This is a genomic window from Candidatus Symbiopectobacterium sp. 'North America' (genome assembly GCF_015762685.1).
In the GTDB taxonomy this organism is placed as follows: Bacteria; Pseudomonadota; Gammaproteobacteria; order Enterobacterales; family Enterobacteriaceae; genus Symbiopectobacterium.
Map to the genome: position 1 here is coordinate 1 of NZ_PEHF01000050.1, position 13,326 is coordinate 13,326.

13 protein-coding genes and 1 pseudogene are annotated in these 13,326 nt (G+C 52.4%); 6 read left to right on the forward strand and 8 right to left on the reverse strand.

Features of this window, described 5'->3' with window-relative positions; all coding sequences use genetic code 11:
• Positions 1-58: 58 nt before the first annotated feature.
• Entirely contained in the window at positions 59-1,135 is a 1,077-nt protein-coding gene (gene ydgH, locus CS369_RS11090; protein WP_280514768.1) for a DUF1471 family protein YdgH, read from the forward strand.
• Between the two features lie 193 nt (positions 1,136-1,328).
• Here the strand turns inward: ydgH and kdsA are convergent, their stop codons facing one another.
• From kdsA to hemA, 6 genes are read right to left on the reverse strand one after another with little or no spacing between them, the layout of a single operon-like run.
• Complete coding sequence (gene kdsA, locus CS369_RS11095; protein ID WP_196907129.1) at positions 1,329-2,183, reverse strand: 3-deoxy-8-phosphooctulonate synthase; 855 nt, start codon at positions 2,181-2,183, stop codon at positions 1,329-1,331.
• A 40-nt stretch (positions 2,184-2,223) separates the two neighbouring features.
• On the reverse strand, positions 2,224-3,033 hold the full coding sequence (gene sirB1, locus CS369_RS11100) for an invasion regulator SirB1 (protein WP_196907130.1): 810 nt from the start codon (positions 3,031-3,033) through the stop codon (positions 2,224-2,226).
• 2 nt (positions 3,034-3,035) lie between these two features.
• Positions 3,036-3,428, reverse strand: coding sequence for a SirB2 family protein (locus CS369_RS11105; protein ID WP_196907131.1), 393 nt, complete (start codon positions 3,426-3,428; stop codon positions 3,036-3,038).
• Positions 3,428-4,279: a peptide chain release factor N(5)-glutamine methyltransferase gene (prmC, locus tag CS369_RS11110; RefSeq protein ID WP_196907132.1), complete on the reverse strand. Its 852-nt coding sequence runs from the start codon at positions 4,277-4,279 to the stop codon at positions 3,428-3,430. The genes CS369_RS11105 and prmC overlap by 1 nt, the downstream gene beginning before the upstream one ends.
• A complete protein-coding gene (prfA, locus tag CS369_RS11115; RefSeq protein ID WP_196907133.1) occupies positions 4,279-5,361 on the reverse strand; it encodes a peptide chain release factor 1 in 1,083 nt (360 codons plus the stop codon). The genes prmC and prfA overlap by 1 nt, the downstream gene beginning before the upstream one ends.
• Before the next feature lie 40 nt (positions 5,362-5,401).
• Positions 5,402-6,658 (reverse strand): glutamyl-tRNA reductase, encoded by a 1,257-nt coding sequence (gene hemA, locus CS369_RS11120; protein ID WP_196907134.1) that lies wholly within the window; start codon positions 6,656-6,658, stop codon positions 5,402-5,404.
• A gap of 258 nt (positions 6,659-6,916) precedes the next feature.
• On the opposite strand from hemA, the gene lolB reads away from it, so the two are divergent.
• The 3 genes from lolB (at position 6,917) to prs (ending at position 9,519) form a co-directional block, all read left to right on the forward strand.
• Positions 6,917-7,540 (forward strand): lipoprotein insertase outer membrane protein LolB, encoded by a 624-nt coding sequence (gene lolB, locus CS369_RS11125; RefSeq protein WP_196907135.1) that lies wholly within the window; start codon positions 6,917-6,919, stop codon positions 7,538-7,540.
• A 2-nt stretch (positions 7,541-7,542) separates the two neighbouring features.
• Complete coding sequence (ispE, locus tag CS369_RS11130) at positions 7,543-8,418, forward strand: 4-(cytidine 5'-diphospho)-2-C-methyl-D-erythritol kinase (RefSeq protein WP_196907136.1); 876 nt, start codon at positions 7,543-7,545, stop codon at positions 8,416-8,418.
• Positions 8,419-8,571: 153 nt separating this feature from the next.
• Complete coding sequence (prs, locus tag CS369_RS11135; protein ID WP_195313487.1) at positions 8,572-9,519, forward strand: ribose-phosphate diphosphokinase; 948 nt, start codon at positions 8,572-8,574, stop codon at positions 9,517-9,519.
• Between the two features lie 253 nt (positions 9,520-9,772).
• Here prs and ychH read toward each other — a convergent pair whose 3' ends face one another.
• Complete coding sequence (gene ychH, locus CS369_RS11140; protein ID WP_196907137.1) at positions 9,773-10,045, reverse strand: stress-induced protein YchH; 273 nt, start codon at positions 10,043-10,045, stop codon at positions 9,773-9,775.
• Between the two features lie 364 nt (positions 10,046-10,409).
• Between ychH and pth the strand changes: the two genes are divergently transcribed.
• Together pth and ychF are read left to right on the forward strand one after the other, a co-directional pair.
• Positions 10,410-10,997, forward strand: a complete 588-nt coding sequence (gene pth / locus CS369_RS11145) for an aminoacyl-tRNA hydrolase (protein WP_196907138.1) — start codon at positions 10,410-10,412, stop codon at positions 10,995-10,997.
• A 128-nt stretch (positions 10,998-11,125) separates the two neighbouring features.
• Complete coding sequence (gene ychF, locus CS369_RS11150) at positions 11,126-12,217, forward strand: redox-regulated ATPase YchF (protein WP_196907139.1); 1,092 nt, start codon at positions 11,126-11,128, stop codon at positions 12,215-12,217.
• 247 nt (positions 12,218-12,464) lie between these two features.
• On the opposite strand, the pseudogene CS369_RS11155 reads toward ychF, so the two are convergent.
• Positions 12,465-13,287: pseudogene (locus CS369_RS11155) on the reverse strand (transporter substrate-binding domain-containing protein).
• Between the last annotated feature and the right edge of the window lie 39 nt (positions 13,288-13,326).

Here is a 13,326-nt window from a genome sequence, read left to right on the forward strand (position 1 = left end):
GCAACCTGCTACGAGGATGCTTATACCAAATCTGATTTATTCAACAAAGCCCTCGACCATGTTCATCGCAGTAGATTTCTTCCCCCGCCGGGCCGACCACGATGGCAACCTGCGGACCATTAACCATAGGTTTGTATGGCAGGTCAGCTCGCCAGGTGGTGCTGGCCTTGATGACCTCGAAACGAATCACGCTGGGGTTGATGCAGTTACGGAGCTCAAAGCGACACTGACCGCGGTCGGCATACCGGCGGAACAGGAATTGACACCAGAGCAGGCTGCTGCGGTAAAACCGTTCGATCGAATTTCTTTTAGTGGCCGTTTTGACGCCATTTTTGACGCGGTGGCTGAAGCGTCAAAACGTGCCGACAAAGCTGGCGCTGATGCGTTTTACATTCAGGCGATCAACGAAAAAAACCGAGGCAACAGTCAGACGGTTTATGTCGATCTGTACCATAAAGAGGCACTGAAAGCGGATGCTACTCCGGCACAGCGCACCTTTGATGGCATTCGCGAACTGCCACAATATGATGCTTACCATCTGGAGCCGTTTGATACCGTATCGGTCAGCGGGTATTTCTCTACCCAACCTGACATCAATGCTGCCATCGCCAAAGCCGCTGAAGAGAAGAATGCCGCCTCTTTCTTTATCGTGCGTCAGGTCGATATCAACAGCACTGGCACTAACCAGAAAATCACCGCTTATGTCTATAAAGCCGATGCGCCGAAACGCGTGGTCCAGAGCACTGATGTGATTCCCGCTGACTCTGACGCGGGCCGCGCAGCCCTAGCAGCAGGTGGTGAAGCCGCGGCGAAAGTGGAAATCCCCGGCGTTGCCATGTCTGGCAGCCCGAGCCGTAAAGTGGGTAATTTCTACGAAACGCAGACATCTAAAGGCGGACGCTATACGGTGAATTTGGCCGATGGCAAAAGTATTCAGGAATTGAACAAGGCCACCGCAGCACAGATGACCCCCTTCGACTCCATCACCTTCCGTGGCAACTTCAACGGAACGACAGATGTATCAGAAGCCGTGGCAAAACGTGCCGCCGACAAGGGTGCCAAGTACTACCATATTACCAAGCAGTGGTTTAACAAAGGCAGCAATATGACCATCAGCGCGGATCTGTATAAATAATCGCGTGCTGGAATTTTTTGCTGAAGTGCGGATTCCCACCTAAAAAGTCATTTTACCCCTCGTCATCCCCCGGTGAAAGCCGGGGATCTCTGTGAGAATAAATGCGTTTCTTGTGCACGATATTCCCGCTTTCGCGGGAATGACTATGGTGAGCGGGAATCTGCTTTTAGAGCGGATAATTAAACGCGAATAATCAGTTGTTGGTATCCAGTTCCGGGAACTGTTTGACCAGATCATCAATCGCTTTAATTTGCTGCAAGAAGGGCTCCAGCTTATTTAGCGGCAATGCAGACGGACCGTCACATTTCGCGTTGGCCGGATCCGGATGCGCTTCAATAAATAACCCCGCCAACCCGACCGCCATGCCTGCACGTGCCAGCTCAGTGACCTGACCACGACGACCACCGGAGGCCGCACCGAAAGGGTCGCGACATTGCAACGCGTGAGTCACGTCAAAAATCACCGGGCAGCCGCCAGACACTTGCTTCATGACGTTGAAACCCAACATATCCACAACCAGGTTGTCATAACCAAAGTTGCTGCCACGATCGCACAAAATAACCTGCTCGTTGCCACCTTCCTTGAACTTGTCAACGATATTGCCGATTTGTCCTGGGCTGATAAACTGCGGTTTTTTCACGTTGATCACCGCACCGGTTTTCGCCATTGCCTCAACCAGATCGGTTTGACGTGCCAAAAACGCCGGTAGCTGGATCACATCCACCACATCGGCGACGATCTGCTCCTGCTGTGCTTCGTGCACATCCGTTATCACCTTCACACCGAAGGTCTGTTTCAGTTCCTGGAAGATCTTCATGCCCTCTTCCAGACCCGGCCCACGATAAGAGTGAATGGAGGAGCGGTTAGCCTTGTCGAAGGAGGCCTTGAACACGTAGGGGATGCCCAGTTTTTGCGTTACGGTGACGTAATGTTCACAAATACGCATGGCGAGATCGCGCGATTCAAGCACATTCATACCGCCAAACAGGACAAAAGGCGCGTCGTTGGCAACAGGAATATCACCAACCTTGACCACTTTGTTCTTCATGCTGTTACCTTATCGGAGTGATTAACATTAAAAAAATGCGTTAGTGCAATACAATATGTTTTTGCTCTATCGAGTGAATTTGCACTTTGATCATTTCACTGACCGGATCTTCAGGGCACTGTTCCACGAAGTAGCTTAAATCAGACACCGCGATATGGTCACAGTCCAATTGCGCATAGATCAAGCCGCGATCGCGAATTTCATAAGGGTCTTCTGGGTCGAATTGCAGCACGGCTTCACTGGCCCGCAGCGCAAGTTCCATCTGCTTCTCTTCCATCAGCGCCACTTTTAATGTATCAAGCAATTTGCGTACAATCAGCACGTTTTCCGCTTCGTCCAGATCTTCATCCATCAGTTGCGTAGACGGGCCAATGTTACCTTTAAGCCACACATCCAGCACATGCTCGCTCAGAGTATCGCCATTGAGCGGATTGATGAGCCACATCTCGTTATCCATCCAGTCCGCGCGCAGGATCAACTGTGTCGGAAAAATCACCGGCATCATGGGGAGATCCAAGGCGTGAGCGATATGCAGGAACACAATTCCCAGCGATACCGGCATTCCCTGACGGGATTTCAGCACCTTATCTAACCACAGCGCATCGGATAAACGGTAAACGCCACTGGCACCACCAAATCCCCAGGTGTGGTAAAAAAGCGTCAACAACATATCCAGTTGTTGATCCTGATCCAGATCGCGGGGAATGGCTTTACGCGCTTCATCAACCAACTGTTGCAGTTTCTTGCGTACATTCAGGGCGGAGAAGTCACTTCGCACTCTCTGTGAAACTAAAATAACCCCTTCACTTAACGGCGACTGATTGAATTCAAAATCCGCAATAGAACTCATAGTTATTCCATCAGAAATGCGAGTTTAGTGATTGCTGCCTGTGCAATCAGAAAGAAACACATCAAGGCAAGGATAAACGCCACCCAACGCAGACTCAGGCTGCGTTGGCGCCGCCCCAACGCGATGTGTCCCAGTAAAATGTAAATGATAACGCCAAACAGCTTCGCCGTCAGCCAGCTTTCTTGCGCAGAGAAAGGATAAAAGCGATTGATAACGATCAGTGCAATACCGCTCGCTAACAGTAGCGTATCGTTAATGTGCGGCACTACCCTGACCCAGCACTGTTGTAACGCGGGAGAGTGGCGGCACAGCCAATAAAAACGAGTCACAAACAGGCTAAGCGTTACAACAGCGGTGAGCACGTGCACCGTGAGAACGACGGCGTGGTACGACATCAGGCATCTCCCTCTGCCGCCAGCCACTGCCCCAGCGTCACGCGCTCGTTGCCACCATAATCGCAGCAGGTGGCAACCTGATCAAAACCGAGCTGTTGCAGCAACTGTCTCACTGGTTCACCTTGCTGCCAACCGTGCTCTAACAGCAACCAGCCCGTATTTTTCAAATGTTGCGGAGCCTGTTGAATAATCCAACGCAAATCAGCCAGTCCACCTTCGGCGGCCACCAGTGCGCTTAGCGGTTCAAAGCGCACATCCCCTTCACGCAGGTGGGTATCTTCGGCATCGATATAAGGCGGGTTGCTGACAATCACTGAAAAGCGCGTGGGCGCGACGGGTTCAAACCAATTGCCATGCACAAATTGCACATTGGACAATTGCAATGTCGCCGCGTTGCGTTGTGCCAATGTCACCGCATCCGGCTGAACGTCAACCCCGGTTACGGTGCAGTCCGGGTGTTCGCTCGCCAAAGCCAGCGCGATCGCCCCGGTTCCGGTGCCCAAATCCAGCACCGTCGGAGCACTGAACTGCGCCATGCACTGCAACGCCGGTTCCACCAGGCACTCAGTGTCTGGACGTGGAATCAGCGTTACCGGGGAGACCGCCAGTGACAGAGACCAAAATTCACGTTCGCCCGTCAAATACGCCACTGGCTCGCCGTTGATGCGACGGGTCAGCAGTGCCGACAGGCGCTGAAGCTGCACGTCATCAAGCAAGGTTTCGCCAAACGCCAGCAAAAACGTGCGCCCTTTGCACGTGACGTGTTCTAGCAGAATTTCCGCGTCACGCTTCGGGCTTTCACTGTGGATCAGCTGCTGTAGCGCCGTTGCCACCCAGGTGCGGTAATCCATTATTCCAGCTCGGACAGCGCAGCCAACTGATCGGCCTGATACTCTTGCACCACAGGCTGGATCAGCATATCCATCTTGCCTTCCATCGCTTCATCCAGCCGGTAAAGCGTCAGGTTAATGCGGTGATCGGTCACGCGCCCCTGCGGGAAATTATACGTGCGGATACGATCAGAACGGTCGCCGCTGCCCAACAGGTTACGACGCGTCGATGCTTCTTCCTGCTGACGTTTTTGCACTTCTGCTGCGCGTATACGCGCAACCAGCACCGACATGGCCTTCGCCTTGTTTTTGTGTTGGGAACGCTCATCCTGACATTCAACCACAATCCCGGTCGGTAAGTGGGTGATACGAATGGCCGAGTCGGTGGTGTTAACGTGCTGACCACCGGCACCGGAAGAACGGAAGGTATCAATACGTAAATCCGCCGGATTGATATCGGGGGTTTCCGCTTCGGGCACCTCGGGCATCACCGCAACCGTACAGGCTGAGGTGTGAATACGCCCCTGCGATTCTGTGGCAGGTACGCGCTGTACGCGGTGGCCGCCCGACTCAAATTTCAACTGACCATAAACACCATCGCCACTTACTTTGGCGATCACCTCTTTATAACCGCCATGCTCACCGTCGCTGGCACTCATGATTTCCACTAGCCAGCGACGTGATTCAGCATAACGGCTGTACATGCGAAACAGATCGCCCGCAAACAACGCGGCTTCATCACCGCCGGTACCTGCACGCACTTCAAGGAAGCAACCACGCTCATCGTCTGGATCTTTCGGTAATAACAGCACCTGAAGTTGCTGTTCCAGCGCTTCGCCGTCAATCTTCAGCTGTTTTAATTCTTCTTGCGCCATATCGCGCATTTCCGCGTCGTCCAGCATCAATTCTGCGGTTTCACTGTCTTCTTGCACCTGCTGCCAGCGTTGAAAACAGCGCGTGATGTCCGCCAACTGGGCATATTCGCGAGATAACGCCCGAAAGTGCTCCATATCGGAGATAACGCTCGGTTCACCCAGCAGGGCTTGTACTTCCTCGTGACGTTCTTGTAACGCTTCCAGTTTGGCAACAATAGAAGGCTTCATGCGTGCGGTTAATTCCTGTCAACTAAGAATAGAGGGGGTGCTAGTCCAGCCCGAGGCTGTCGCGTAAAATGTGTAATCGGTTCAGATCGCCATCACGGGCAGCCTGCTGCAACGCGGCGGTAGGCGCATGAATGAGGCGGTTAGTGAGACGCGAGGTTAACGCGTCCAGCACCGCTTCCACGTCATTACCTTGCTGAATGGCCGTAAGCGCTTTCGCCGTCATTTCCGCGCGAATCGCATCTGCCTGTGAACGGTATTCTCGAATGGTCTCCACCGCAGATTGCGCACGTAACCAGGCCATAAAATCGGCAGACTCTTGCTGCACGATAGATTCAGCCTGCACCGCTGCGGCCTGACGTTGCGCCATGTTGTGCTGAATAATGGCATGCAAATCGTCCACGCTATACAGATAAACGTTGGGTAACTTACCCACTTCCGGCTCGATATCGCGCGGCACGGCGATGTCCACCATCAGCATCGGCTGATTGCGTCGCGCCTTCAGCGTCCTTTCCATCATGCCTTTTCCAATAATCGGCAGCGTACTCGCGGTGGAGCTGATCACGATATCGGCCTGCGCCAGATAGTCGTCCCGTTCGCCCAGCGTGATCACTTCAGCGCCCACTTCAGCGGCAAGGACTTGCGCGCGTTCGCGGGTGCGATTGGCAATCACCATACGCTTCACATGATGTTCGCGTAAATGGCGCGCCACCAGTTCAATAGTTTCTCCCGCACCAACCAGCAGCACGGTAACACCCACCAGTGACTTAAAAATCTGCTGCGCCAACACACAGGCAGCAAAGGCCACCGACACCGCAGTGGCGCCGATATCCGTCTCCGTGCGCACCCGTTTTGCCACTGAGAACGAACGCTGGAACAAGCGTTCCAGCTCGCTGGAAAGTGAGTGACCGCGTTGGGATTCGGCAAAGGCTTTTTTAACCTGCCCAAGAATTTGCGGCTCGCCCAGCACCAACGAATCCAATCCGCTGGCGACACGCATCAGGTGGTTAACCGCCGCATTATCCTGATGCCAGTAGAGGCTGTTTTTCAGCTCATCAGGGTTCAGGTGGTGGAACTGGCACAGCCAGTCGACCACCTGTTCGCGCTGGTTCTCCCGCTCATCGACACTGAGATACAGCTCAGTACGATTGCAGGTAGACAGCACAACCCCACCCTGCACCAACGGCTGCGCAAGCAGGCTGTGCAAAGCATCGCCCAGCGCATCAGGGGAAAACGCGATACGTTCCCTGAGTGATACTGGGGCGGTTTTGTGGTTGATGCCAAGCGCAAGCAGGGTCATTGGGTCATTCTTGAATAAATGCCGTCAATAGTAATGCCGACATTAGTATGGTCTTCGAGTAGGGGCATTCTACTTGATGCTGCGCAGCATGAAAAGCGACGCGGTGCGAAGTACCTCTATTGGCGTAGTTGATATTGCGTGCCGCATTCCTTTTTCTCTGTCATACATTGCCGCTGGGCATCGCCTGCAACGCATGGCACACTGTATCCATTCGACATGATGACGGGGTTTATCTACCCTTAATAGGATATATGCAACATGTTAAGTCACACCGCCCGCGCCTTACGGCTCCTGCCTTTAGCCAGTTTACTGCTGACTGCCTGTACGCTGACGAAGCCCTCTGGTCCCAACGCAACGTCGGATTCACTGGCCTGGTTACAACATAAGCAGCAGGTACAACAATTGAGCCAGTATCAGACACGCGGTGCATTTGCCTATCTCTCCGATAGCAAGAAACTTTCGGCCAACTTTTTCTGGCAAGAGTCTTCAACGCAACGCTACCGTCTGCTGCTTACCAACCCGTTCGGCGGCACAGAACTGGAACTACGCGCGCAGCCCGATGGCATTCAAATCACCGATGGGCAAGGTAAACGTTATATCGGCAAAGATGCCGAGTACATGCTGTCCCAACTGACCGGGATGCGTATTCCATTGACCAATCTGCGCCAGTGGATGATTTGCCTGCCGGGAGATGCGCAGCAGTTTACGCTGGATGAGCACGCGCGGCTCAGTACGGCAACGCTGGTACAAAACGGCTTGACGTGGGAAGTAAAATACCTCGGTTACGATGATGGCGTCACGCCCACCCTACCCAACGCACTGGAACTGACGCAAGGAGAGCAACGCATCAAGCTGAAAATGAATAACTGGACGGTGCAATAAGCATGAGCGATACGGCACAACTGACGCACTGGCCATCTCCGGCCAAACTCAACCTGTTTCTGTATATCACCGGTCAGCGCGCCGACGGGTATCACCTGCTGCAAACGCTGTTTCAGTTTCTGGATTATGGCGACACGGTCGACATCCGATTACGCAACGACGACGTTATCCAGCTACTCACCCCGCTGCCCGGCGTGCCTGACGACACCAATCTGGCCGTACGCGCGGCACGCTTGTTACAGGCCTACAGCCATGAGCAGGGTCGCACACTGGCCTATAGCGGTGCTGACATCGCTATCGATAAACGCCTGACAATGGGCGGAGGTCTGGGCGGCGGGTCTTCCAACGCTGCTACGGTGTTGGTTGCGTTGAATCATCTGTGGCAATGCGGCCTTGATGAGGACTCGCTGGCGCAGTTGGGATTACGACTAGGCGCAGATGTACCGGTGTTTGTACGCGGGCACGCCGCTTTCGCCGAAGGCGTTGGTGAGATACTGACACCCGCCTCGCCGCCGGAAAAATGGTATCTGGTGGTACATCCTGGCGTCACCGTTCCGACCCCGCTGGTGTTTAGCGATCCGGACTTACCACGCAACACACCGGTACGCACATTAGATGAGCTACAAAAACAGACCTTCGTCAATGATTGTGAATCTACCGTAAGAAAACGTTTTCGCGAGGTTGAACAGCGATTTTCTTGGCTGCTAGAATACGCACCGGCACGCCTGACAGGAACGGGAGCTTGTGTGTTTGCTGAATTCGACACCGAATTCGCCGCTCGTCAGGTGCTTGACCAGGCCCCGGAAACGCTGAACGGTTTTGTTGCGCGTGGCGTGAATACCTCGCCGCTGCACCGTGTGCTTTCCGGGCAACGTTAAGCGTTGAAAACATTTTTACCCCGTATGGCGGGTTTATGCCTTAAGTTCAACGCTTAACTCATACACCCGTATGCATATTTTACCTGCTGCCTCGCAACGCCCTCGAGACACCGGGTACAATATTTCTCTGGACGCAAGCCTGAGGTTCTTCTCGTGCCTGATATGAAGCTTTTTGCTGGTAACGCTATCCCCGAACTAGCGCAACGTATTGCCAACCGTTTATACACCAGCCTGGGAGACGCCGCTGTAGGTCGCTTTAGCGACGGTGAAGTCAGCGTGCAAGTCAATGAAAACGTTCGTGGTGGCGACATTTTCATCATCCAGTCCACCTGTGCACCAACCAATGACAACCTGATGGAGCTGGTTGTGATGGTCGATGCTCTACGCCGCGCGTCAGCGGGACGTATTACCGCCGTTATCCCCTATTTTGGCTATGCTCGTCAGGACCGCCGTGTGCGTTCTGCGCGTGTGCCGATCACCGCCAAAGTGGTCGCTGATTTTCTGTCAAGCGTAGGGGTTGACCGTGTCCTGACCGTGGACCTGCACGCAGAACAGATTCAAGGCTTCTTCGACGTTCCGGTCGATAACGTTTTCGGCAGCCCGATTCTGCTGGAAGACATGTTGCAGCAGAATCTGGAAAACCCGATTGTGGTTTCTCCGGATATAGGTGGCGTTGTGCGTGCGCGTGCCATTGCTAAACTGCTGAACGACACTGACATGGCGATCATCGACAAACGTCGTCCGCGCGCCAACGTCTCTCAAGTGATGCACATCATCGGTGATGTCGCAGGGCGCGACTGCATTCTGGTCGACGACATGATCGATACCGGTGGCACCCTGTGCAAAGCGGCAGAAGCATTAAAAGAACGAGGTGCCAAACGCGTCTTTGCTTATGCCACTCACCCGATTTTCTCCGGCAATGCGTATGACAACATAAAGAATTCGGTGATTGATGAAGTTATCGTCTGCGATACCATTCCGCTGTCGGAAAATATCAAAGCACTGCCTAACGTGCGCACACTGACACTATCGGGCATGCTGGCAGAAGCTATTCGTCGCATCAGCAACGAAGAGTCTATTTCTGCCATGTTTGAACATTAATCAACTGCGTCCATTTCTGTTGTCGACAAAACGACACCTTAGGGTGGCGTTTTTTATTTTCTCGTAGATATGGTCACGTATTGCACATAATATCGTTTGGCGTGGCAATAATATTGTCTGCGAACAGTGGCGATAATTATTTACGGGTTCAACAACATCACAGGAGAAATATAATCAGCGCGCAAAGCGGGTATTTTCTGCAAGCAGAAAAAAACGTCCTGGCGCCTGCCGAACAAGCAGGCGTCTGGTCTTATCAGGAATGAGGTTGCTGACGGCGGCAGCGTTTATCAAAATGCTTCACCCACCAATAGCGATCGGCGACGGCTTCACGGCCGCCAATACGTGCCCCAACAAGCCAAGTCATGGCACCAGCGAAAATGGCCATCAGGTTGAAATAGGTAAAATAGGCGGGCAAATTCAGCTCCGGTAATTGGCTGATAATGGTGAAGGCGATCCCCTTGACCATTAACACCATACCGATACCCATAAATACGTTGCCCAGCATGACAGCATTTTTGCGTTTCATCTGTCACCTCTTGTAAAGGTCAGGTAAAATACGTGACCGTTCGGAAAAATGAAAATGCTACGTAACCGTCCTTGTTCTGATGTAATTATAGACGCTGTAGACAATAAGGTATTGCGTAGGCGATCACAGATAAGCAAGTGTAGAAACGTTTTTTTACATTTAGTGCTGACAAAGTGTGAATATAATTAATAACAAACTTGAATTATTGCTAAAGTAAATCGTTTCCAACCGTTTTCTGCTGCACGCCCGTCGAACGCGCGACAAACAACCTGCTGAAGGCTTTTTCACTGCCCTACTCCTGTGTAAACTACGCGTTTGACCTTCTGTTATCGGGCGTCATGAGACGCAAAATCTGGGACTTAACGTGAGCAGTATCAAATTGATCGTCGGATTGGCGAATCCGGGAGCCGAATACGCCGCCACGCGCCACAATGCCGGTGCCTGGTACGTTGACCAGTTAGCTGAGGTTTATCGGCAATCGCTTAAGGAAGAGGCCAAATTCTTTGGCTATACCGCGCGCCTCACGCTGGCCGGCCACGATGTTAGTCTGCTGGTGCCAACCACCTTTATGAACCTCAGTGGTAAAGCGGTGGCGGCAATGGCAACCTTTTACCGCATCCAACCGGATGAAATTCTGGTGGCGCACGATGAACTGGATCTTTTACCGGGGATTGCCAAACTAAAACTGGGCGGCGGACACGGCGGGCACAAAGGCTTGAAAGACATCATGAGCAAATTAGGGAACAACCCTAATTTTCACCGTTTGCGCATTGGTATCGGCCATCCCGGCGATAAAAGTAAGGTTACCGGTTTTGTGCTGGGCAAACCGCCCGCCAGTGAGCAGACGCTGATCGACGGCGCGATCGACGAAGCCATTCGCTGCACCGAGATTTTGCTGAAAGACGATATGGTAAAAGCGATGAATCGACTGCACGCCTATAAACCTACGTGAAGTGATATTCGCGCGCAGGCGGTTCGAGTTAATGCGCCATTCCGTGTATAATCAGCGCTAACGTATTTATTTGTTCAGATGACAAACCACAACCATCTGATTGATAAGCTATTTAAGGTGATAAAAGTATGGTATTCAAATGCGGTATCGTTGGGCTGCCTAACGTGGGCAAATCTACGCTGTTCAATGCATTGACCAAAGCCGGTATCGAAGCGGCCAACTTTCCGTTTTGCACCATAGAGCCTAACACTGGCGTGGTGCCGATGCCCGATCCGCGTTTGGATAAGCTGGCCGAGATTGTTAAACCGCAGCGTATTCTCCCCACCACGATGGAGTTTGTTGATATCGCGGGTCTGGTAAAAGGTGCGTCCAAAGGTGAAGGCCTGGGTAACCAATTCCTGACAAACATCCGCGAAACGGAAGCGATCGGCCACGTGGTGCGTTGCTTCGAGAACGACAACATTATCCACGTTGCGGGCAAGGTCGATCCGGCTGATGACATCGATACCATCAACACCGAACTGGCGCTGGCGGATCTCGATACCTGTGAGCGCGCACTGCAACGCGTGCAGAAGAAAACCAAAGGCGGCGACAAAGACGCCAAAATTGAACAGGCCGCGCTGGAAAAATGTCTGCCGCAGTTGGAAAAAGCTGGCATGCTGCGCGCCCTGAATCTGAATGCTGAAGAGAAAGCTGCCATTCGTTACCTGAGTTTCCTGACGCTCAAGCCCACCATGTACATCGCTAACGTCAATGAAGATGGCTTTGAAAACAACCCTTACCTGGATCGGATGCGTGAAATCGCTGCCAGCGAAGGTTCTGTGGTTGTCCCGGTTTGTGCTGCGGTGGAATCAGACATTGCCGAACTGGACGATGCAGATCGCGACGAATTCATGGCGGAACTGGGGCTCGAAGAACCGGGCCTGAACCGCGTGATCCGCGCCGGTTATGAACTGCTTAACCTGCAAACCTACTTTACCGCAGGCGTAAAAGAAGTGCGCGCCTGGACCATACCTGTCGGCGCTACTGCCCCACAGGCCGCAGGTAAAATCCATACCGACTTTGAAAAAGGCTTTATCCGCGCCCAAACCATCGCGTATGAAGATTTCATCACCTACAAAGGTGAGCAAGGCGCGAAAGAAGCAGGAAAAATGCGTTCTGAAGGAAAAGAATACATCGTTAAAGATGGCGATGTGATGAATTTCTTGTTTAACGTCTAAATCGTTTTTGTTGTCTCATGGGATATCAATGCATCGCATGAACACTGACAACCCCTTTAAAATCTACGCATTTGCGTGGATTTTTGTTTTAATAGCGTCTCACGCCATCTCATTACAGCGCTGTCAAAAATGAGTACGGGCATTTTAGATAATATTTGCCTCCCCTTCGCAGCGTCACAACGCGAATTCTCCGTTAATTAGAAATGCCGTTGCCAACAACAAAGCCCGCGCAATCGCGCAGGCCTTATTAGTTCTTTTCTATCGCGCTAGTGGAGGGCCGTGCAAAGCGTAGGTTACGCACCCGCACATCAAAACCAGGGAAGTATTTTTTCGCCAGTTTCTCGACCGTGCCGTCATCCTGCACCTGTTTGATCGCTTTATCCAACTCCACTTTTAACTCTGTGTCGCTTTTACGCAGGCCGAAACCGATGCCGCTACCGAGAATAGTAGCGTCATCCACCGCCTTGCCAATAAAACCAAAACCTTTGCCTTCCGGTTTATCCAGGAAACCAGATTGTCCTGCTGCGACCATCACCAGCGTGCCGTCCAAGCGGCCTGCCGCCAGATCTTCATAGGCCAGATTCTGGTCCTTGTAAGCGGTCACGGTAACACCTTTCGGCTCTCAATGCGCCTTCGCGTAAACTTCCTGAATCGATCCCTGCAATACACCGATATTCTTGCCTTTCAGCGCTTCTGGCGTCGGAGCCAGACCGGTGTCGGGCTTGCCAAGCAGTTGGGTCGGAATGCGGTAAATAGGCGCGGTGAAGTCAATGGCTTCCTTACGCTTTTCGGTGATGTTCATCGCAAAGTTGATGGCGTCGAACTTTTTGGCCTGTAGCGACGGAAATCAGAGCATCAAATGAGGTTTCAACCCAGGTGCATTTGAAATTGCCCGCTTCACAAATGGCATTACCCAGATCGATATCGAAGCCTTCCAGTTGGCCCTTGGTATTTTTGCTTTCAAACGGCGGGTATTCTGCCTCCAGTCCAAAACGCAATTCGGTCTGCGCCAGCACGACGGAGGAGGACAGTAAACCCAGTGATAACATCAACATATTTAATTTTTTCATAGCGGGAACGATCTCCGGTAAATCAATGAGTAGTCTTTA

Excerpts from the sequence above, each read along its gene's own strand:
- ispE (WP_196907136.1), top strand. The coding sequence starts at position 7,543 with ATGAGCGATACGGCACAACTGACGCACTGGCCATCTCCGGCCAAACTC.
- ychH (WP_196907137.1), bottom strand. The coding sequence starts at position 10,045 with ATGAAACGCAAAAATGCTGTCATGCTGGGCAACGTATTTATGGGTATC.
- prfA (WP_196907133.1), bottom strand. The coding sequence starts at position 5,361 with ATGAAGCCTTCTATTGTTGCCAAACTGGAAGCGTTACAAGAACGTCAC.
- prmC (WP_196907132.1), bottom strand. The coding sequence starts at position 4,279 with ATGGATTACCGCACCTGGGTGGCAACGGCGCTACAGCAGCTGATCCAC.
- kdsA (WP_196907129.1), bottom strand. The coding sequence starts at position 2,183 with ATGAAGAACAAAGTGGTCAAGGTTGGTGATATTCCTGTTGCCAACGAC.
- CS369_RS11105 (WP_196907131.1), bottom strand. The coding sequence starts at position 3,428 with ATGTCGTACCACGCCGTCGTTCTCACGGTGCACGTGCTCACCGCTGTT.
- sirB1 (WP_196907130.1), bottom strand. The coding sequence starts at position 3,033 with ATGAGTTCTATTGCGGATTTTGAATTCAATCAGTCGCCGTTAAGTGAA.
- ychF (WP_196907139.1), top strand. The coding sequence starts at position 11,126 with ATGGTATTCAAATGCGGTATCGTTGGGCTGCCTAACGTGGGCAAATCT.
- lolB (WP_196907135.1), top strand. The coding sequence starts at position 6,917 with ATGTTAAGTCACACCGCCCGCGCCTTACGGCTCCTGCCTTTAGCCAGT.
- ydgH (WP_280514768.1), top strand. The coding sequence starts at position 59 with ATGTTCATCGCAGTAGATTTCTTCCCCCGCCGGGCCGACCACGATGGC.
- hemA (WP_196907134.1), bottom strand. The coding sequence starts at position 6,658 with ATGACCCTGCTTGCGCTTGGCATCAACCACAAAACCGCCCCAGTATCA.